Annotated in this window: 19 protein-coding genes; 8 read left to right on the top strand and 11 right to left on the bottom strand. The window is 48.1% G+C overall.

Going from position 1 to position 20,738, the window contains the following annotated elements; translation table 11 throughout:
- Window positions 1-90 precede the first annotated feature (90 nt).
- The 3 genes from MKY66_RS09585 (at window position 91) to MKY66_RS09575 (ending at window position 1,354) form a co-directional block, all read left to right on the top strand.
- Window positions 91-420, top strand: coding sequence for a YtrH family sporulation protein (locus tag MKY66_RS09585; RefSeq protein ID WP_026081169.1), 330 nt, complete (start codon window positions 91-93; stop codon window positions 418-420).
- Window positions 421-441: 21 nt separating this feature from the next.
- Window positions 442-930, top strand: a complete 489-nt coding sequence (locus MKY66_RS09580) for a hypothetical protein (protein WP_017689500.1) — start codon at window positions 442-444, stop codon at window positions 928-930.
- Window positions 931-1,012: 82 nt separating this feature from the next.
- The gene (locus tag MKY66_RS09575; protein ID WP_036609858.1) at window positions 1,013-1,354 is read left to right on the top strand and encodes a YtpI family protein; all 342 of its coding nucleotides are present in this window, start codon (window positions 1,013-1,015) and stop codon (window positions 1,352-1,354) included.
- Window positions 1,355-1,499: 145 nt separating this feature from the next.
- Here MKY66_RS09575 and MKY66_RS09570 read toward each other — a convergent pair whose 3' ends face one another.
- From MKY66_RS09570 to MKY66_RS09560, 3 genes are all read right to left on the bottom strand, one after another.
- Entirely contained in the window at window positions 1,500-2,834 is a 1,335-nt protein-coding gene (locus MKY66_RS09570) for a DRTGG domain-containing protein (protein WP_076209105.1), read from the bottom strand.
- A 245-nt stretch (window positions 2,835-3,079) separates the two neighbouring features.
- Complete coding sequence (locus MKY66_RS09565; protein WP_085981456.1) at window positions 3,080-3,364, bottom strand: hypothetical protein; 285 nt, start codon at window positions 3,362-3,364, stop codon at window positions 3,080-3,082.
- 113 nt (window positions 3,365-3,477) lie between these two features.
- Window positions 3,478-3,825: a YlbF family regulator gene (locus MKY66_RS09560; protein WP_036609862.1), complete on the bottom strand. Its 348-nt coding sequence runs from the start codon at window positions 3,823-3,825 to the stop codon at window positions 3,478-3,480.
- A gap of 237 nt (window positions 3,826-4,062) precedes the next feature.
- Here MKY66_RS09560 and MKY66_RS09555 point away from each other — a divergent pair, with 237 nt between their 5' ends.
- From MKY66_RS09555 to MKY66_RS09535, 5 genes are read left to right on the top strand one after another with little or no spacing between them, the layout of a single operon-like run.
- Window positions 4,063-5,430, top strand: a complete 1,368-nt coding sequence (locus MKY66_RS09555; protein ID WP_076209106.1) for a YheC/YheD family protein — start codon at window positions 4,063-4,065, stop codon at window positions 5,428-5,430.
- A gap of 50 nt (window positions 5,431-5,480) precedes the next feature.
- Window positions 5,481-6,671, top strand: a complete 1,191-nt coding sequence (locus tag MKY66_RS09550) for a YheC/YheD family protein (RefSeq protein ID WP_076209107.1) — start codon at window positions 5,481-5,483, stop codon at window positions 6,669-6,671.
- Between the two features lie 60 nt (window positions 6,672-6,731).
- Entirely contained in the window at window positions 6,732-8,105 is a 1,374-nt protein-coding gene (locus MKY66_RS09545; RefSeq protein ID WP_074094374.1) for a YheC/YheD family protein, read from the top strand.
- Window positions 8,105-9,211 carry a YheC/YheD family protein gene (locus tag MKY66_RS09540; RefSeq protein WP_076209108.1) on the top strand — a complete coding sequence of 369 codons (1,107 nt, stop codon included), beginning with the start codon at window positions 8,105-8,107 and terminating at the stop codon, window positions 9,209-9,211. The genes MKY66_RS09545 and MKY66_RS09540 overlap by 1 nt, the downstream gene beginning before the upstream one ends.
- A gap of 35 nt (window positions 9,212-9,246) precedes the next feature.
- Entirely contained in the window at window positions 9,247-10,425 is a 1,179-nt protein-coding gene (locus MKY66_RS09535; RefSeq protein ID WP_076209109.1) for a YheC/YheD family protein, read from the top strand.
- Window positions 10,426-10,490: 65 nt separating this feature from the next.
- Here MKY66_RS09535 and MKY66_RS09530 read toward each other — a convergent pair whose 3' ends face one another.
- The 8 genes from MKY66_RS09530 to MKY66_RS09495 form a co-directional block, all read right to left on the bottom strand.
- Window positions 10,491-12,413, bottom strand: a complete 1,923-nt coding sequence (locus MKY66_RS09530) for an alginate lyase family protein (protein WP_076209110.1) — start codon at window positions 12,411-12,413, stop codon at window positions 10,491-10,493.
- Window positions 12,410-12,745, bottom strand: coding sequence for a cupin domain-containing protein (locus MKY66_RS09525; RefSeq protein ID WP_076209111.1), 336 nt, complete (start codon window positions 12,743-12,745; stop codon window positions 12,410-12,412). The genes MKY66_RS09530 and MKY66_RS09525 overlap by 4 nt, the downstream gene beginning before the upstream one ends.
- A gap of 67 nt (window positions 12,746-12,812) precedes the next feature.
- The gene (locus tag MKY66_RS09520; protein WP_076209112.1) at window positions 12,813-14,210 is read right to left on the bottom strand and encodes a sugar ABC transporter substrate-binding protein; all 1,398 of its coding nucleotides are present in this window, start codon (window positions 14,208-14,210) and stop codon (window positions 12,813-12,815) included.
- Window positions 14,211-14,345: 135 nt separating this feature from the next.
- Window positions 14,346-15,950 carry a helix-turn-helix domain-containing protein gene (locus MKY66_RS09515; protein ID WP_076209113.1) on the bottom strand — a complete coding sequence of 535 codons (1,605 nt, stop codon included), beginning with the start codon at window positions 15,948-15,950 and terminating at the stop codon, window positions 14,346-14,348.
- Window positions 15,951-15,961: 11 nt separating this feature from the next.
- Window positions 15,962-17,713: a sensor histidine kinase gene (locus tag MKY66_RS09510; RefSeq protein WP_076209114.1), complete on the bottom strand. Its 1,752-nt coding sequence runs from the start codon at window positions 17,711-17,713 to the stop codon at window positions 15,962-15,964.
- Between the two features lie 104 nt (window positions 17,714-17,817).
- Window positions 17,818-18,687 carry a carbohydrate ABC transporter permease gene (locus tag MKY66_RS09505; protein WP_076209115.1) on the bottom strand — a complete coding sequence of 290 codons (870 nt, stop codon included), beginning with the start codon at window positions 18,685-18,687 and terminating at the stop codon, window positions 17,818-17,820.
- 22 nt (window positions 18,688-18,709) lie between these two features.
- Window positions 18,710-19,600, bottom strand: coding sequence for a sugar ABC transporter permease (locus MKY66_RS09500; protein WP_076209116.1), 891 nt, complete (start codon window positions 19,598-19,600; stop codon window positions 18,710-18,712).
- A gap of 205 nt (window positions 19,601-19,805) precedes the next feature.
- On the bottom strand, window positions 19,806-20,492 hold the full coding sequence (locus MKY66_RS09495) for an HAD hydrolase-like protein (protein WP_047844222.1): 687 nt from the start codon (window positions 20,490-20,492) through the stop codon (window positions 19,806-19,808).
- Between the last annotated feature and the right edge of the window lie 246 nt (window positions 20,493-20,738).

Below are 20,738 nucleotides of genomic sequence, written 5' to 3'. Positions count from 1 at the left end.
GCACGCCCATACAATAGAAGTACAAGCCGCTCCCCCTGTGACAGACCGAAGACAGGAGGTGTGCTGCTAGGTCTGAAAGGGGTGTTGCCAGTGAGCACATTTTTGTCCAAAGCCATTCTTGATTTCTTTATTGCGTTTGGAATCGTGCTGGGCGGCGCGATGATCGGAGGTATTGGAGCAGTGATCTCTCTTCAGCCTCCGACACAGACGATGCTCGATATTTCTGGAAAAATAAAGATATGGGCACTCGCAGCCGCTGTTGGCGGCACAATAGATCCCATGCGTGTCATCGAGAGCAATTTCCTGGATGGCAACCTGTCTCCCGCGGTCAAACAAATCCTGTATTTGATCTCTGCTTTTATGGGCGCGCATATGGGAACCGAGCTGGTGAAATGGGTGTGCGGCGGAGGCCGGAGCTAATATGAGACAGGAACAGCGTTCATGAGAATTCCGCCATTTTCCCGTTACCGCCCGCTGATGCGAATGACCGCTGTGTTTGTTCTGGGAATGATCGCTGGATGTGTCGTCTACAACGGCGTATTTCACCTGAGTTACAATGCGTTGTGGCTGAACAATCAGGAGCTGCAGCTTCAGCTGCATCAGAATGAGGAGGATATCAAAACGCTGAAAAAATACAGTAAACGCCAAACCGTTATCAAGGAAATCAAAGTCCGTGCAGAAGAATCGGATAAGGGGCCAGACGAGGCTTCTCTGAAAGTGATGTTACAGAAGCTCGGAGACGAACTTGAGGTACTTCGGGGCAGAGATGTATTCAACATCGATGAGTATAGCAAAATGACGCGAATCATGCTGAATCAGAAAGTGTACTCGGTCAGGGAAAAGGAGTACACCGTTCAGGTCAAAACGATGCTGGTTATGGAAGGCGTACTGCAAGTTTGGGTACAGATTCGCATGCACGTTCCTGCGTAACAGCAAAAAACTGCCCTTGTCTGCATCTCTGCATGGTACAATAAGGGCAGTAAATGCTTTCCAGAAAAGGAGCTGCGTCTTTGTGTTCATTGATGTACTCAAATATGCTCTAATCGCCATCTTTGCTGTTGCCATGGTTTTTGCAGCGTTAAACAGTATTCGTTCACACAGAAGTTCGGATGCTACCAGCGCCGGTCTGTACCGTTCGTGGACAAATATCTGGATGGGTGGCATGCTTGTCGTGCTTGCCCTGATCCTGATGTTTGTCTTCACGGGCTCCACTTTATCTGTGATTGTGGAAGCGCTATTTCTGATTATGGGTGCGTACAATGTATTTGCCGGAATACGTAACCGCAGTTATTATGCGCGGCTTCAACAACGGTCCAGTAACGGATCAGGTAAAACCTCCGGACAATCTGCATGATTTGTTGAAGCGTAATCGTTGTGACTGCAAAAAGAGAGTACTTCCCCTTCATTAAGCGAAGCCAGAACCGCGCGACAACGCAACCCGGCAGAGCTTCTTGATCAGGAAGTACTCTCTTTGTCTATGCCCGAGGCAACGTACCCTGCTAGGCATGGTCAATCGACTGCAATGTCATTACCGCTTTGCATACCACACTGCCTTCACGGGTAACCACAATGTCCATTTTGCACGTTCGACGACTGGTTTCCAGAATTAACGGTCGAACCAGGATCTGATCCTCAATCTGTACCGGTCGAACAAAATACGTCGTTACATTATCCACCACATGGTCGTTCCCTGTAACATCCCACGCTGCCCGCCGGCCAGCCTGTGTCATCACATTCAACAGAACACCTTCGGAGATCGTGCCCAGATCCGTTGCCATCTGAGGAATGATGAATCCGTGAAATAACAATTCGTTCTGTTCACCACGCTCCTCGGCAAACCCGTTCCAGATCAAATGATCAAACGTCTCTCCCAGTTGTGGTTGCTTCTGTGCATCCCGCATGGCCTGAAGCACTTCCTTGCGTGTGACGGACGCAATCAGTTTGCGATTCCGATCCACGATTGGCAGAAAATCGATGCCTTCCCACGTCATGATCTGGGCAGCAGAAGCAAGAGATGTCTGCAATGAGGCCGTAATCGGGCGGCGTATCACACATTTCTCAATACTTTGATCTTCTTTTAGCTCACTAACATCCTTCAGACTCACAATCCCGATGACCCGGTTCCATTCATCCACCACCGGGAAGCGATGTTCACCCGTCTCTGAAACCAACATATGAAAATCTGCGGCTGAACTGGTCACCTTCAATACCTGCAAGCGAGGTTTCTGACCAATGATATCCTCAACAAGCATAATTTTTTTCTTAATCAGCCGATCGAAGATCGCACGGTTAATCATTGAAGCCACTGTGAATGTATCATGTCTGGATGAAATAATCGGTAGCCCAAGCTCGTCAGCCATAATTCTTACTTCACGACTTGTCCCAAAACCACCCGTAATCAACACGCCAGCCCCCTGTTCGAGGGCAAGCGAGTGAGCATCCTCACGGTTACCCACAATCAGCAGACTCCCAGCGTCAATATATCGGGCCATTGCCTGTTCTTTCATCGCACCAATCACATACTTGTGCAGCGGTTTGGTGAGACCTTCGTTCCCCCCCAACACATGGCCTTCCACAATGGTCACAACATCAGCAAAGGTCAACTGTTCCGACATGCCCCGAGGTCTCTTCTCGATCCGCACCGTTCCAATTCGTTCCTTGGTCACGACTAGCCCGAAGTTCTCCGCCTCTTTCACCGCACGATACGCTGTCCCTTCACTTACACCCAGCTCCCGCGCAAGACCACGTACTGATATTTTGCTGCCAACCTTCAGTTGTTCAATATGTTGAAGTAACTGTTCATGCTTCGTTACGTTCTCTTCCTGTCCGTCCAACTGTACCACCCCCGAAGATGCATCTGTACTATACTGTACCTATTATAACACGACGTCAGGAAAATAACCCCACTTCCTATCCCATTCTTATTGGGAAATGGGCTGCTTGAATTCAATCTTCCGATTATTCCCTGATCCTTGTATGTAACAAAAAGACCGGCCCCTTATGTGCAAGGGAATCCGGTCTTGTTCCAGAGGCAGAACCAACACTGTTGGCCCTGGCATACGGATTGTAATTCTATCCTTTATACAGACTCGCTCCGCTCCTGCTTGTCCAGCAGTTTCATCTCCCACTGCCGCAGCTTTGCCCGGCGAACGGCTTCCAGTGCACGCTTCTTCTCTTCATCTACACCGAGAATAAAATGCAGATGTGCACCAACGATTAATAAGGAGAACAGCACCCATACGATGCCAAAAATATTAACCCAGTCCATTCCTCCAGCAAAGGAAATCCGCGGCAGTGCAATGACCAGCATCGACAACGCAATAAGCAGATAGATTACATGTTTTGCTTTTTTCAATCTTTTCACCATTCACAGCTCCTTCGTTCTTGATCGACTCTATATGTCTAGTCTATGAACGATAAGGAGCCAATATGAAAGGTTCAGGTAAAAAAACAAGACAACCTTTTTGAACTACCTTTTTACGCTTCAGCGCCACCGTACAGATGACCCAGGCTATCAGCAATAATTTTATTCACGTCTTCAATGATGACACTGAGGCGACGCTCCGCGTCAAACAAGCGACGGATATTCAGATTCAAGCTCAGTACTTCAAACAATTTCTCCATTTTCTCCATCTCATCCGGAGCTGGCATATCGCCGCTCATCATACGTTGTTGCAGTTCCATTTGTTGATCACGGAAGTTATCCAGCATTGCTTTTGCATCCGGATCAGCTTCAATCAGCTTCATCGCGGAAGTAATCTCTTCCACCTCGCTGCTTTCTCTCAGTGCTTTGGCCAAATCATTGGCTTTGTCATAAATGTTCACTATTATTCCTCCTCAGATTGGTTTGTTCATCCGTGTTAATACACGCTTTTCTCCGCTGTCAAACAAGGACGATCTGAAACAGGCCATCCATAACCTGCCTCGAAATCAAATGCATTTTATCCATATGGGTCAATCACCAAGGGTTATATGTCCTCATATGATGAAGCACATGCCATGTTCAGATGCCGTTCAACTTCGAGATCAGACATCAAGTTGCCGCCCGGAAGGAGATCCGTGATGTCCACTAAAAAAGTAACGATTCAGGTTACCGGCTCGGGCATCCTGCAGGACGACGTCATCATGCTGGGCGAAGGGGTGCTTAAGGCGCTTAAAATCCCTTCAGGAAGGCCGCTTCAGCTGCAATTTGGCTCTTTCCGCCGCGAAGTCACTGTTATTCCGGTACCAAGGTATGACGGGCTGCGCATCAATCAGACAGTTGCCAGCAAGACCGGTCTCGTTCCACGTTCGGTTCTAAGGGTATCCTATCGTTCAGCCAGCCGTACGCTTCGCCTTGGACCCTACATCAGTGTACTGGTTAGCCAGGATTATCCCGATCAGCCCGATCGGCCCTTTGGCTCCATCACGATGTTCTGTCAAGAACTGGTGAACGCCTGCCGTAAGCGAGGCGCCTATGTATCCTTTTTCACACCGGAGGATATTGGAGCGGTAACGGGTTATATGAAAGGCTGGGTGTATGATGACGGCTGGAAAAAGACTGTTCTGCCTGTAGCAGACGTCGTCAATAACCGGCTAACGTCCCGCAAGCTTGAGAACAAACCTAGCGTACAGCATTTTATGAAAGAAGTAAAATCGCTCTACGGCACGCAAACCTTCAATGAAAAGTTTCTGGACAAAAACGAAGTGTTTGACGCACTCAAGTCCATTTCAACGCTTAAACGAGTTCTTCCCGAGTCTCATTTACTCAAGACGTCCGCCCTGCTCAAGACGATGTGCAACCGACATCCGGTTGTATTTCTGAAGCCCGTACGTGGTTCTTTGGGTAAAGGGATTATCCGGGTCTCACGTCAGACGGACGGAAGCTTCCTGACTCTGGCGACTGGCGTCGGGGGCACCCGGAAACAAACGTATACTTCTCTGGATAAACTGTATGCCAGTATGTCTGGGAAAATGAAAACAACGCGTTATCAGATCCAACAAGGGCTGACTCTCATTGACAACAGTGGCAGACCCGTGGATTTCCGTGCGCTCGTGCAAAAGAACCGTACAGGTAAATGGAGTGTAACCTCCATCGTCGCCCGGATTGCAGGCGGGAGTCACTACGTATCCAATCTGGCACGGGGTGGAAGTCTCAGCACCGTCAAGGATGCTGTTGCCAAAACACAGTTGTCTGGATCAGCCAAAGCTTCCGCTTATGCAGGATTGCACACCGCAGCACTGGATATCGCAAAAGGGATTGAGAGTGCCATCCCTGCCCATTTTGGTGAACTTGGTATTGATCTGGCTCTGGACACCACTGGGCGCGTATGGCTGCTCGAAGTCAACTCCAAACCATCCAAGAATGATAATACACCACTGAGTGAGAGCAAGATCCGCCCTTCCGTCAAAGCCATGCTTGAATATTCTACGTACCTGGCGGGTTTTTGAAAAGTTATTTCCTATTGGAAACAAATCTGATAGAGGAGAGGTGCAGCGTAATGTTTCCATCATCTCAGACCAAGACACTGGCCATTCTGGTACGTGCAACCGAAGGCTCACCTCCCTTTACAGATGAACTTTTCTGCCGTCGTCTCAGTGTGGGGAGCATACGATACGCCCTTCAGATTATTGTGATCCCGATATCAAATGATGCAGTCCATCTCCCTCTTCAATGGGGATATGCCTATCATCAAGGGAAGTGGAATTCGGTACCTGTTCCTGCAGTCGATCTCATTATGGATCGTTGTCTTCGCCCAATCTCCAGGTACGTCAGACAACAGCTTAAGGAATGGATACCAACCAACGGCACAGATCAACATCGTTATTGGTCTGCTTCCCTTCCAGGAAAATGGGAGGTGCATCGTGTGTTGTCCCGAAATCCTGACTTGAGGTCACAACTTGCTCCCACAACCCGGATCGGATCACATATTCCTTGGGAAACATGGCTGGACCGTTGGCCCAGAGGACTGTTCTTCAAACCGGTATCCGGGACTCATGGCAAAAATACTTTTCGCCTGTCTCGGGGAACGACCCCATCGACATGGATCGTGGAGGGGCGTAACGAAGACAATGAGCCCTTTATTCTTACATTCAACCATACCCAGGCTGTATCTTCCTGGCTAGCATTACATCAGGCTGAGCGTAAGATGATCGTGCAGCCATATCTGGAGCTTAGCCATCATGGAAGAGCATTCGACATACGGGCTCTAATGCAAAAGAATGGGCAAGGTCGCTGGACACTTACCGGATGTATGGTACGGGAAGGACCCGAAGGTTCACTCACGTCCAATCTTCACGGTGGGGGTAAAGCATATCCTGCCCACGCATATCTGCTCCAGCGATATGGAACGATCCGCACGGAAACTCTGCTGAAGAGCATCCGGCAGACTGCTACTCTTATCCCCACCCTGCTGGAAAGCCGTTTCGGCAGGTTAGCCGAATTGGGGCTTGATTTCGGAGCAGATGCAGAGGGCCAACTCTGGCTAATTGAAGTTAACTCCAAACCAGGCCGCACCTCATTTGCAGAAGCGGGCGACCGACGCATGCATACCCTGACTTATACGCGGCCGCTTGCCTATGCCCGTTATCTGTTGCAACAACATGTTCTCACGGACGTCATTCGTCCAATGAAATTGCCGAATACATCCAGCAAAGCTGGCCTGAAACCCATCCCGATTCACGGCGGCTGAGGCCCGCAGCGCCCGCTTGCCATGGAGCCCAAGGATCTTTTCAGGATAGGAGGATAAATCATGAGTTTGACCTTTTGCAATCTGCATTTCACCAAGCAACCGGATAAAGTGGTTTATGTATCCAACGCTTTAATGAAGAGCCTCAACCTGTCCGGCAAAAAAACGGTGCACCTTCGCTTCGGGCGTGACCGGGTACCTGCAACGATCAAACCAATCAAAAAAGCAGGTAAACATCTGTATCTCGCTTCAGGTATCCGTAATATGATGAACGTTCCGAAACGGGGCAGTATTTATCTCCGGAATTTGCAAAATGATGAGGTCCAGTTAGGTCCACTGATCGGCGTACTCTCTGATGGGCCTGCGACGAGCACGAATCCATTCGGTTCCCGTACTGGTTTCATCAAACAGTTACTCCGTGAAGGCAGCCGAAAATCCTATATTTATGCCTTTACTCCCCGGGATATCAATTGGCAGAATGAGACGGTATCCGGTTTTTTTCTGAATGAAAACGGAAGCTTTACCCGCAGAACGGTACCTCTGCCCGATGTTGTCTACAACCGATTGCCGAGCAGACGCTCAGACTTCTCACCAGCAATCAACCAGCTGCGGGAACGATTTGTTCGCCGAAAAATTCCGTTCTTCAACTGGAGCTTCTTCAACAAATCGGATATCTATACGTTGCTGGAGAACGAGCCGGCAGCAGGACGGTATATCCCTGAATCGATTACCAACCCGTCGGTGGAACAGATGAAGGAAATGTTGGAACGCCATCAGTTTGTCTACTATAAACCTACTGCCGGAAGTCTGGGGAACGGGATCTACCGCCTGACTTATTCGCCGAAACGTGGATATTTCGCACGTTATCGCAAAAAAGGCGGTAATGCACTCCTGCGTTTTGGGTCCTTCAACAGTCTGATGCGCATGCTTCAGGGAAGACATGGCAAACAGCTACGCGGATATGTCGTTCAGCAGGGAATACGTCTAATTGAGATTGATGAATGTCCAATTGATTTTCGTTTTCACATGCACAAAAATGGTAACAATCAATGGGTTGTTGTCGGAATTGGAGCCAAAAAGGCAGGACGTGGCAGCGTCACAACACACATCAAAAATGGCGGCTCCCTAATGACTCCTGAGCAGGCGCTCAGTCGCAACTTCGGCGATCGTGCGGGAGAAGTTCTTCAGCATGCCAAATCCGTCGCTATTACACTGGCCCAGGCGATTGAAACCCAGCACCAGCATCTGATTGGTGAGATTGGCTTTGATCTGGGCATTGATCAGGAGGAACATGTATGGATGTTCGAAGCGAACGCCAAACCCGGGCGCTCCATTTTCCGTCACCCTTCACTCCGGGTGGAGGGCAAATCGTCGGTGGAGCACATCTTGGAACACTGCCTGTATTTGAGCAAGTTCCGGAAGAAGGAAGAGATTTGATGACCCTTCATGATGATTTCAAACCTGTCATTGCTGTTTTGACCATGCATGATAAACAGCGTATGTTCAGGGGAAATCATCAAAATTTTCAGGATATCTTACAGACAGGCGAGAGCATGGGATACGTGGTGTACATTGTAACTGTTCGGGATCTGAATGTGAGTGGTCCCACCGTGAAAGGATATACGTACAACAAGGGGAGTGGAAAGTGGGTTTCACAACCTTTCCCCCTTCCCCATGTTCTGTACAATCGTATTCCCAACCGGGAAGACGAAGGAAAACCTTCCGTTCAGCGCAAAATTGACGAATGCATGCAATCCGGAATCGAACTGTATAACCCCTTCTTTTTCAACAAATGGGATCTGTTCGAATGGCTGAAGAAGTCCAAATCCACTCAGCAACTGATCCCTTATACTCGGCGGATGCGAAGTGCTTCTTCTCTGGGTGCGGTTCTACGGGCGTATCCCTATCTGTACCTTAAGCCCGAGAGCGGCAAAGCTGGCAAAGGAATCATGATGCTTAAATTTCAGGAAAAAGAACGGCTTCCCTACCGACTCAAAATACAAACCACACGTAAAAGCACAACCTATAAAGCAGCTACACTTGCCAAGTTATGGGCACGAATTCGCAAAGAAACGGGACATACGCCCTATATCATGCAACAAGGCATTGAACTGGCATCCTCTCGTAAACGCCCCTTCGATTTGCGTGTTCTTGTACAAAAGAACACCAAGGGCCAATGGAGCGTAACCGGTGTAGGAGCGCGACTTGCTGGCTCCCGCAGCATTACTACTCATGTGCCGCGCGGCGGGAGCGTAGAAGACCCTGAGAAGCTGCTGACCGAGCTTTTTGGAGAAGAAATGTCAACGACCCTGATGAAACGTGTGAAATCCACTTCATTAATGATCGCAAGACAGGTAGAACGCGGATCAGGTTTTACACTCGGAGAAATGTCCATGGATCTGGGCATTGATGATCTGGGGGAACTCTGGTTCTTCGAAGCCAATGCAAAGCCCATGAAGTTTGATGAACCACAGATCAGACGGCGATCATTGGAACGTATATTTCACTACAGCGCTTATCTTGCCCGTCAGTCCAAACGATGATAGACAGGAATACTGCAAAAAGAAGGTGATTGTTTGTGTCCTCACCTGTTCTGGGCATTATGACGTTGTACTTAAATGAACATCGCGCTCTTGAAGAACGAAGCGTCTATCGCAGAATGATTCTTGAAGGGCGCAAGCGGGGACTCGATATCTATGTATTCACACCAGCCGACGTACACCCCGGCGGCAAACAAATTGAAGCCATGGTTTTTCATGAGGGAAAAGGCTGGTCCAGGGAGTGGCGATCATTCCCGGACCTGATCTTTGATCGCTGCCGGATTCAGCGTAACCGAAGGTTCCAGCAATTGCTGGCTTTTCGTGAGAAATATGGGCATCTGCTCTTTCTGAACAGGCCACTGCGCAATAAATGGACCATTCACCAGACCCTTTTGCAAAAAGCCAACTTTCGTGAACACCTGCCGGAAACCGCTCTATTTCAGGATATGTCCGATGTAAACCGGATGCTCAAAGTTTCTTCCCTGGTCTATCTCAAACCCATTAATGGAACAGGCGGACGTGGTATTCTGCGCATTGAACGCAGCAGTAGTGAGGCTAATACGGTGCTTGTTCAGGGGCGGGATCAGAAGCGCCGTATCATCACTCCACGTAAAGTTCATTTATCACGACTTGGCGCGTTGCTCCAGCACTGGAACATGAAAGACAAGTATCTTGTACAAAAGGGCATTCAACTTCAGCTTCCGAATGGACGTGTGCATGATTATCGCATGCTCGTTCAGAAGAATGGTGAAGGACAATGGGAGCTTACTGGATGTGCTGGACGCATGGGTGCAGAAAAAAGCGTGACCTCCAATCTGCATGGCGGCGGTCAGGCAATAGCGATGAACCGACTCATGAAGCAATGGATCGAAGATGACGACCTCCGGGCAGAAATTAACACAACTGCAGAGACGTTTGGCATTGATGTTGCTTCGTTTCTGGAAGATACGTATGGCGACCTGTGTGAGCTGGCACTCGATTTGGCGATTGACAGAAGTGGACGTATCTACCTGCTTGAAGTTAATCCCAAACCTGCGCGTGAAGTATTCGCTCGCATCGGGGAGCGGGATATCTATTATAAAGCCATCACTCAACCGCTGGAGTATGCCTTATATGTATATCGCAACAGACCTCCCGGAATGTCCAGAAAACCAGCCATTCCCAGGCCCGTTTCGCAAAAATCCACCAGAGTAAAAAGAAAAAGGAAACTCAAATGAGTGGATTAGAAAAAGCAGGAGTCTATGTTCGCCAAGTGCGAGCATAGACTCCTGCTTCACTGTTTTTATTTCTGTTCTTTCGTCCATTGCAGCGTGTCGTTGTCAATCACAATATACCCTTTTTCCTCACCTTGCACATAAGATAATGCCAATCTCATCAGGTCAGGTTCTAGTTGGCATGTGGTAACACATGTAACCTGGTCAATATGATCCGCAGGCAGGCACAACGTCAGAATACCCACTTTTCCCGAGAAATCAGTCTTGCCCTGAATGACCGATGTTTCCGACTTGGAACCATACACCTCAGATACCCAGCCGGGCTGCTCTGTCAACTCGAAGGCTCCCTTCCCGATGCCTGCCGTAACCCATTGCATCGTCAGCGTTATGGAAGATGCCTCATAGCTCATATCCGCCGTCAATTCTCCAGCTTCATTGATTCTCAACGCAATATCCGCTTGCGGATGCAGGTGAAAACGTTGCTCCAGCGTATGCTCTGCTTCTGCCTCCAGCCAATCCACAATTAGTAGTATAGGGATCTCCACCCCTGCCAGCATCCACCGGCGATGTGTAACTGGATCTGGCAAATGTGTATATCCATCCTGTGAAGCATCAATGAAATGATAGCTGTCATTGCTCTCCCAACGTAACGTTGTGGCCTGAGCCTCCGGTTCACCCCATTGCTGTGTGGAGAGATAAGGTGTCTGATTCAGACCATCCACGGTGACGGTATTGTGCGCCCGCGTACTTTTGAAATACCGACGCCATTTCCCTTCTTCATACGTATAACGTCCGGTGTCCGTGAAGAAAAGCTGATTCTTCCACATCCACTCCACATTCAGCGCATCTGCATGTCCGTGTGCTCCACCCATGGCAGCCGCATCAAAAAAAAGATATTGATACTTGTCCCTCATAACATAATATCCTGTCTGCGGAAAAGCCCGGCTCGACAAAGCCGGAGAAGAAGAAGCCTGTAGTTGGAGGCATCGCTCATATTTCTCCACACCCAGCAACCAAAGACACTCCGAGCTATCCGTTCCGCGAGCCATCAAATCATCATCGTCCAGGATCGCTCCAAGCAGGGTCAGTCGTTGTCGTCCATCGCCAACCCAATCCGAATCACCAATACCCGTAGACTGATGATCTGGTCGGATCAGCGCCTCAGTAAATGCTGCCATTTGGCGTAGACAGCGGGCATACCATGCCGAGAAGGGATGTCCTGAAATCTCACCCAACCGATACGGGGTGCCAAACATCTCGATGCTGGCATTGTGGTAATGTGTTGTCAGTTCAACCTGTATTCCCTCTTCACCCAACTGATGTAGCAAACACAGCTCAAGACGTTCCATCGCCACTTGACGCCAGTGTGGACTTCGCGGGTGCTGGTGGTAGAACGTAGCGATCATGAACAAGCCTTGCATATGCATAATGGCATGATTGATTTCCGTGTTGCCGAGGTAACGGGTCAAAAACTCGGCGTGCTCGTCCAGACCTTGTCGGAACTCCGCCTGAAAGCCTTCGTCTATCAGCGAACTCGCTTCCATATATTTATATGCCGATATCCAGGACTGCACACGTAGTCCCGTCTCCAGCAGGCGCCACGGACCGGGTTTTTGAAAGAACACAGCCTCGTCATAAACCAGATTTACAGGTACCGGGTTTTGCTGTCTCCAGCTACGGAAGTGGTCAATAAATGCTGTTACATATAGCGGATTGCCCTTCATCAGATACGCCTTGCCCAGATCGAGCATATGCCAGTGTCGATTGATGCCCCATGTGAACTCCAGATCATTGGTCGGGTTGTGAAGCCAGTCCACAGGTGTCCCCATCGGAATCCAGCGATTCAGATCGTTGGTATAAGGAACGATAAATTCATTCAGGATGGCACGATTGGCAATTGTGAGCGAATTTCGGGCTTCTTCCGGAAAATGTTTTTCATAATATTGGGCAGCCCGTTGCAGATCCGTTGCCGAAAGGTAAAAATCGCTCATTGGGACGCCTCAAGGAAATCCTGACGGAACGGGGTAAACACATCCAGAATGACGGAGTCCTCCAGTGCCTTGACCCCATGCGGGACGTTATAACCAGCATAGAAGCTGTCCCCTGCTTTTAAGATGCAAGTTTCTTCACCGACCTGTACCTCAAAGCTACCTTTGACGATGTAGCTGACCTGCTCGTGCGCATCATGGGAGTGAACTTCTCCAATACCACCTTTAGCAAAGGTAACCTCCACCATCATTAATGTACCGCCCATACCCAAGATCTTCCGGGAACTCGTTTCGTTCACGATATGTGCATCGATAGACTTATGATTAATAATCATTTGCTTTTCCCCTTTCCTTGTGAATAAGCGACCGAAGTTGTTAAACCACGGCCGCTATGAACGTTTATTAGTCTTCTGTGGACAATTTACCCTGAAGCTTGGAAGAATCAAACGATGGATCAGCAGTTATGTTGGTCAGCCCTGCCGCTTTGGTTTTCTCCAGAGCTGCATTGTACCTTGTATCCAGATCCTTGATCACAGCATCGAGATCGCCACCCGTGAATACAAAGATTGAAAAAGCCTCACCCCATTTGGTGCCTTCCAGTGAACTCTCAGTCACCACACTTGGATTTGCCGGGAAAATGGCATCATAACGTTTGGGCAGGAAACCTTCAATGCCCGGTATGCTTGGTTTTTTGTCAGAGCTTAGTACAGCAGGAATCAGTGAGATTCCGTATCCCTTTTCGTAATACTCACTCTGAAGATCAGTGCTGTATACATACTCCATAAACTTCCATGCCGCTTCCTTGTTGGCAGAATCTGCATTGATGCCGATGTAGGAGCCCCCGATGACTTGTGAAGCGCCCTTGATCGTTCCATCATTTGTTGGCACAGGAGCCGCTGCCCAATTTTCTTTGGTAGGAAACTGATCTTTATATACCCCTGGTTCACCGGAGTGGTTAATGTACATTCCGATTTTTCCTTGAGCAAACTGGGCTCTGAGTGGATCGATGTCCAGACTTTCTACCCCTGGCAACATGCTGCCATCCTGATTCATCTGACGAAGCGCCATTGCGATATCCTTGTACATCCCAAAATCAAATTGGCCTGTCTTGTAGTTGTAACCATCAATACCAACATTATTGCTTGCACCTGCAATCGTATTGGCTGCTCTCCAGAAGCCGCTGCTGCTCTTGAACGGGCTGGCAAAGCCATAGATACCTTCACTTTTACCAACTTCGGTAATTTTTTTGGCATCCGCAACCATCTCAGCCAACGTTTTTGGCGGACTCTCGATCCCTGCCTTTTTGAAAATATCTTTGTTATACACAAGCCGCCAGACCTGCCCTGTATTGGGGAGGGAATATATTTTTCCATCAATCGTGTTTTTATTTTCAATCAAGCTGTCTTTAAACACGGCCTTCATCTCATCACTCATGTATCCATCGATCGGGGCGAGATACCCCTTCTGATAATACGTCTGAAAATCATTAACTTGCAGCACATCGGGTGCCTGCTTGCTGGCAAAAGCAATATCGACCGCCTGTGGATAGTTGTCCCCCATCACGGTCATCTCCACTTCAATGTTGTCCTTGTTCGTCTGGTTGAACTCATCGATCTTGGATTTCATAAAATCAGCATCATGGCGGTCCGGTGTCCAATATATGATTTTGGTTTTCCCTCCGGCATTCTCCCCGCTGGTCCCCGATTCGCTATTTGCCGAAGTACCACTGTCAGCAGAACAACCTGCCAAACTTAGCGCCAGCAATGCACTTAGCGTAGTCACCATCCACTTTTTAACCATTGATATGCCCCCTTATGCTTGTCTGGACAACCTGTTTGAGTTATCCGTTAACGTAATAATAATCGCTACGCTTTCATGGAGGTGAGGGACATTCTGACTTTGCATGGTGGGAAAAATGACGATCCGTATCTGTTTTCAGTTCTCATACATTTGCCGGAAGCAGGTCGGCGTCATGCCGCAATATTTCTTGAACAAACCGCTGAAATAAGGCCTGTCCTCATAACCCAGCCTCTGGCAGATCTCTTGCACCTGTACACCTGCAACCAGCAATTCTTTGGCCTTTTCCATCCTCATCTTAGTAATATATTGAATCGGCGTTATGCCCGTTTCCTTTTTGAAGGCATTGGCAAAGTAACTCGGACTTAAATGTACGGATTGGGCACAGGCATGCAACGTCAGATTTTCTGCAAGATTCAAACTGATATATTCCTGCGCCTTGCTAATCGCCTGTTTGACATCGGTGAGTCGTTTTTTGTCCATAATCTCGCAACCCATACTGCTAAAATGTTTGATATATCCCCTCCAGCCCTCAAACGTCAAGGAACGCATCGCCTCAAGCACTGTCAGGTCGGCCTCCAGACGCAAGCGTTCCTCTGCTGTAATCTCATCACAAAAGGCACGGTAGATGGCAAAAGCAAGTCCAGACAGCAAACGAATCATCGTGAGTGGCTCGGGAAAACCTTCGGAGACCTGCCATTCTTCGAGAATTTCATCAATGATGCGGTGACAGGTGCTCTCATTACCACATTTCAGTGCATAAAAGAGCTCTTTCTCCTTCTCCAGAGGATATATCGGAGCCACACAGGCCTGATTCTCCAGTTCAGCATACTGGAGGATGCAATTGCCTTCACTGTAAAAACGATAGGATATCGCCTGATCTGCATGTGCGTAGGACGTCCAAATTTCCTGTGGTCTGTGGGCAATCGTACCCACACCAATCGAGACTGTTTTTTTGCTGAATCGCTCCACATTTTGGCGGCATTGCTCCAGTAGCTCGGAGACGTCGATCTGGCTTGTTGTGTTCAATATGGCTGCAAGCCGGTATCGGTTTTCCCGTAAAACAACGCCTTTGGTATAACGATTTATGGTTTCTCCCACAATATTTTGGACCGCAAAAGGAACGATTTCGGCATCCAGATGCATCGTGTAACCATATCGCGTATAACCATCCACCTCGATGACCATGACGAGAAGATTGGAGGAATCGAGATCAATATGCAGCTCGTTCCAGTGACTTTCATTCAGGAATCCCCCGACTTCATGACGCAACAAGCCCAGTAGATAACTGTGACGCTCGTACTGGTTGCTGCTCTCCACCTTCTGCTCCAACTGTTCCAACTGTTTGCACTGTGCCTGCTCTTCCTTAATCACCTGTCTTACCTTCAACACCGCACCGAGTATTTCTTCAGGGGTAAACGGTTTGAGCAAATAATCCGATGCCCCCAGCTTGATGGCCTCCTGTGCATATTGAAAATCCGAATAACCACTGATGAAAATAAATTTGGCTCGCAGTCCGGCATCCAATGCCCGCTTCATTAGCTCCAGTCCGCTCAGCTTGGGCATCCTGATATCACTAATCACGATGTCGGGTTGCTGCTCCAGCAACAAGGACCAACCGTGCTCTCCATTGCCCGCCGTGCCTACAATCCGAACCTGATGATCTTCCCACGGAATAGTTGAAGATATGCCCTTTACAACTGCCTGGATATCATCCATAACACACATCGTCAATTGGCCCATACTGCCCCTCCTCAGGTGATCGGAATCGTGATAACAACCGTTGTTCCCACATCTGTACTGCTATGAAATACAATTGAGGCCACATCCCCATAGTGCAGGCTTAATCTGCCATGGAGATTGGATAGGGCATAACCTTTGCGTCCCCCGTCAGGAACATCCTCAGCATAGATGCTGGCTACATCCATCCCACATCCATTGTCAGCCACCTCCAGCCGTAGTGTGTCACCCTGACGATGAATGCGGATCAGGATAACGCCCAAATCTTCTTTGTCATTGAATCCATGCAGGATGGAATTCTCGACCAAGGGCTGAAGCAATATTTTTAAAATATCAACAGCGTAACAAGAGGGGTCTCCCACCTCAATTCGATAAACGAACAGATCCTCGTAACATTTTTGCTGAAGCTGCATGTATTGTTCGACATGTTTGATCTCCTGCTCCACACTGGTGATGTCTTTCCCATCATTCAGTCCCAGACGGAATAATAAGGATAAGGAGACGATCATCTCACTTACATCCTTCTTCTCTCCGCTCTCACTTTTCCAGAACATCGTATTCAGCGTATTGTAGAGGAAATGAGGATCAACCTGCGCCTGAAGCGCCTTGACTTCAAACCGCCGTTTGTCTTGCTCCGTTGTCCGTACTTCTTCAAACAGAATCTGAATCTGGTCCAACATCCGATTGAAACGATGCCCTACAGCGCTGACTTCATCGTCATACTTGCTGCGAAACCGTACATCCAGATCATTGGACTCCACCTCAACCATCAGGCGTCGCAGTTTGTTCAGCGGCTTCAGCAGAGCGGAGGCCACTAGCCTGGACAATCCGAGTGCGAGTAAAATGCAAAACAACATAATCAGGATGATCAGCCAGCGTATCTTTTGGAGGGGGGACAACAAGTCAGCCTTGGACTGCACACTTACCATGACCCAATCCTCGTTCATCGACAATGCCGAATAGTTAACAAGCATGTCCTCCCCCTGCTCGTTCCTGTAGGTAAAATCTCCAGCATCGTCACGGCTAAACTGTTGGGTAAAGTCAGGCTCCATAATGAAATCGTCATTTCGGGACCTGGGCCGAATGACTTCATTTCCGTTTTTGTGCAGCAAAAACAGTTGAATCTGGTTATTCATGAGATCCTGCGTCAGAATGTCTCGCATCGCCTCTTCCTTCATATTGACGACCATATATACATTCGAATAGGTATGATTATCGATCACAATGGGTTTGAGCAACAGAGATAACACATTTCCTTGGGATTGAAATAATTGACTCTGATGTGAACCAAACCACATCGTATTCCAGCCTTGGAGCTTCACGTAGCGTCCGTATTCCCTCTTGAACGAATTATTGCGATTCGGAAAATCTTTGGTGGAGAAAAAATCACCGATGGGTGTTGTCAGATAGGCAGTATCAATCAGTGGCTCTACAAGCTTCAATTGAGCAAAAGATGTTTGCAGCAGTGAGAGATTCTGATAATAATGAGATGTTTTATTTTCCCCCACGTCCTTCATGACCTGGGTGAATGCTTCATTGAGCATAAAAGAAAAAGAGGATACAACAATGTGCCTTAGATGTTCATCCATAACCTGCACTGATTTGTTCAGAATGCTTTGTTTCAGTTCAAGTGCATTCTGCTCAATGCTTCGTGCAGCAAAGAGATAAGAGCATATCCCGGTCACACTGATGCACAAGACAACGAGAAAAATGTACAGCAACTGTATTCTTTTTTTCAGGGACATTTTATAAAAGTCGAATATCATCGGCGCTCGCTCCTTGAACACGGCTTGGCCCGTCCGCTGTGAATTAAAATGAGTATAGCACAGTGGAATTACCCGTAAAACCGTTTCCATGATTGTGCTCACGCCTATCCTTTCACAGCTCCCAAGGTCACCTGCATGAATGATTTGTTGGCAAAAATATACACGATGAGCAGCGGCAAAATGGACAGACAGGCTCCGGCCATCATCAGTTGGACCTCAGCCGCAGCTCCGATGCCATATCGCAGATTAGCCAGCCCAACCGGCAAAGTCTGCAAGTCCGGATTGCTCATGGTGAACACAAAAGGAAGAATATATTCATTCCATGAACTCTGAAATACACCCAGACCTGCAACGGCGAGTCCGGGGCGCAGGAGTGGAAGAATAATTCGCCAGTATGTGGTGAAGAAATTACAACCATCAATCATCGCGGCTTCATCCAGTTCGCGCGGGATGCTCTTGAAGAAACCAATCAGAATAAAATATGTGGCAGCGTGTGCGCTGATCAGTATAATAATAACGCCCCACAATGTGGTATTCAGCCCCAGCTTGACCATGAGGTCAAATTGCGGACGCAGCACAACTGCGCCTATGGAAATAAACAGAGTAGATGCCATGAGCAGGGTGTACCCCTTTTTCCCTTTGAAATTCACTCGATCCACAGCGTAGGCTGACATCGAAGCTACCAGCAGCGTGCCAACTGTTGTACTGATGCTAACAAACACGCTGTTCATCGTAAAACCCGAAAAATTGGCCGTTTTCCAAGCCTGAGCGTAGTTGGAGAACTGCCAAATCTTCGGCCAAATGGTAGCTCCTCCTGTCAATTCCTGGTTTGTTTTGAAGGAACCAAGCAATACAAGTATGATGGGGAACAACGACAGCAGAGCGATTGCGGTCAAAAACAACCAAAGTACCGTTCGTTTGGTCCAGCGAATGAGTTGGGGAGACCCTGAGGGCGCAAGCACGTTTTGAGTCATCATCGTTTCCTCCTGATAGGGATTAATAGACATCATTGAGCTTTTTGGATATACGGAAATAAATGAGCGTCACAGCCCCTACGATGAGAGCCGTTGTGAAACCGACTGCACTGCCATAACCGAGCTGCTGGAGTGATTGGGTGTCAGCCGACACGGGAAACAACAGTTTGAACAAATACAGATACATCACCTCTGTTTTGCCATATGGCCCCCCTTCGGTCAGCACCATAATACTCTCGTAACCTTTCAGCGCCGTCGTAATTGCCAGCATGATGATCATCTGCAAGACAGGACCCAGCAATGGAATCGTTACATTCCGCAGTTTCTGAAACTCACTCGCTCCATCCAGCGATGCCGCCTCATAAAGCTCTTCAGGAATGCTCTGAAGACCCGCAATGAATAACAACATATAGTTGCCCACAGCCCCCCAGATGGCGATGATGATGGTTGTTAACATGGCATGTTCAGCCCCCAGCCAGCTAATGGATTCGGAGATCACATGATACTTGAGCAGCAATTGGTTCAATATTCCGTTATAAGAGTTGAAAATAATAAAGAATACAATTGCCATGACCGAAGCGCTAAAAATAGTGGGGAGATAATAGATCGCCCTAAAGAGGGATCGCCCTCTCCATTTGCGATTCAGAATAATCGCCAGAGTTAACGACAGTGGAATTGTAACGACGAGTTTGCCTAGGGCGTACACACCCGTGTTGCCTACAGAATCCCAGAATTGCCCGTCACGCAAAATGCGTCCAAAATTATCAAGCCCGATAAAGACCGGCGTCCCGATGCCTTGATAATCATAGAACATGTAACGCAGCGCCCATAACAGCGGATAGATCCCAAATACAAGAGTTAGAAAAAGACTTGGAAAGATGAACATATAGGCATGTATTTTGGATGGTTTCACCAGAATCGGACCCCCTATAGCTTTTGAATGAAGTATAGAGGGATTATGGAGGAAAGCGGGATAGGGAAATCAACTTTTTACAGGGGAGAATGTGACTGCATGACCAAACAAAAGAACCTGTATTCAACGAATTTCCGTTGAGTCTACAGGTTCATATCATGCGGTTCGTAATCTTAAATCTCAGTATACGTATGCAGCGTATAGGCTACTCTGCTTCATCATACAGACGCAGCAGTTCTGTAAAATCAGAGATGAGCACATCTGAGCCCGCAAGCTCCTCATCACGGCCAAACCCGGCATAAGCACAGCCGATGACCGCCTGACCGTTCATTTTACCCGCTTCCACGTCAGAAGAGCGATCCCCTACCATCCATGCGTCCTGAATGCGATGTTTCTCAAGCAGGATCTGCACCAGATTAATCTTGGAAGGAGTCTTGTACTGGCCTGCACTGTATACCCCTTCAAAGAAAGGCATAATCTCGTGTGCAAACGCCACACCCTTCACATAGTCCTCCAGCCCGTTACTTGCGACAAAAAGACGCACTCCTTGTTGTTTTAATGCTTGCAGTGTTTCTTTCACCCCCGGATACAATTGGGAACTTCCTTGATCAAGCCCTTCAATCTCCAGTTGAAGCAACAGTTCGTCTGCCCGGCGATGTGCCGCTTCCGACGCCTCAGGCATAACCACTTTCCATATATCTTCAAGCAACATGCCCAAACTTCCCAGCATCCGTTCCTCGGGTGGAGTTTCTCCTTCAAAGTGCCCTTCGGCACGCAATGTATCAAATAGTTGCTGGTAAGCTGGCAACAACAGGGTCTCTGTCTGGAACAGCGTACCATCCATGTCAAAAATCATCGCTTCCGGTTTGAGCAATACCTTCTCTTTATTCATGTCCAATGTTCCTTTCGGATTGGGATATTGTATATGTAATTGGAATCGTTCCCTACCCATGATAAACATAACGTTTGAACGTGTAAACCAACGATTGTAAAACATCATCAACCCCAACCTTATACAACATCAACCAAACCTTATATTGTAGTTAAACAAACTATATACAAAAGAAGTTTCTTTACGTATAATACTAAAAAATAGTGCTTTAGACACCTAATCTAAAGACCTACAATTATCACATTT

It is taken from the genome of Paenibacillus sp. FSL R5-0766 (assembly GCF_037971845.1).
Taxonomy (GTDB): Bacteria; Bacillota; Bacilli; order Paenibacillales; family Paenibacillaceae; genus Paenibacillus.
Note: the sequence above shows the minus strand (reverse complement) of the source record. Positions and strands in the feature narration are given on the sequence as shown.

Bases quoted from the DNA above. Each gene is read 5' to 3' on its own strand.
- MKY66_RS09580 (WP_017689500.1), top strand. From the start codon at position 442: ATGAGAATTCCGCCATTTTCCCGTTACCGCCCGCTGATGCGAATGACC.
- MKY66_RS09555 (WP_076209106.1), top strand. From the start codon at position 4,063: ATGTCCACTAAAAAAGTAACGATTCAGGTTACCGGCTCGGGCATCCTG.
- MKY66_RS09550 (WP_076209107.1), top strand. From the start codon at position 5,481: ATGTTTCCATCATCTCAGACCAAGACACTGGCCATTCTGGTACGTGCA.
- MKY66_RS09545 (WP_074094374.1), top strand. From the start codon at position 6,732: ATGAGTTTGACCTTTTGCAATCTGCATTTCACCAAGCAACCGGATAAA.
- MKY66_RS09540 (WP_076209108.1), top strand. From the start codon at position 8,105: ATGACCCTTCATGATGATTTCAAACCTGTCATTGCTGTTTTGACCATG.
- MKY66_RS09530 (WP_076209110.1), bottom strand. From the start codon at position 12,413: ATGAGCGATTTTTACCTTTCGGCAACGGATCTGCAACGGGCTGCCCAA.
- MKY66_RS09525 (WP_076209111.1), bottom strand. From the start codon at position 12,745: ATGATTATTAATCATAAGTCTATCGATGCACATATCGTGAACGAAACG.
- MKY66_RS09520 (WP_076209112.1), bottom strand. From the start codon at position 14,210: ATGGTTAAAAAGTGGATGGTGACTACGCTAAGTGCATTGCTGGCGCTA.
- MKY66_RS09515 (WP_076209113.1), bottom strand. From the start codon at position 15,950: ATGGGCCAATTGACGATGTGTGTTATGGATGATATCCAGGCAGTTGTA.
- MKY66_RS09510 (WP_076209114.1), bottom strand. From the start codon at position 17,713: ATGATATTCGACTTTTATAAAATGTCCCTGAAAAAAAGAATACAGTTG.
- MKY66_RS09505 (WP_076209115.1), bottom strand. From the start codon at position 18,687: ATGACTCAAAACGTGCTTGCGCCCTCAGGGTCTCCCCAACTCATTCGC.
- MKY66_RS09495 (WP_047844222.1), bottom strand. From the start codon at position 20,492: ATGAATAAAGAGAAGGTATTGCTCAAACCGGAAGCGATGATTTTTGAC.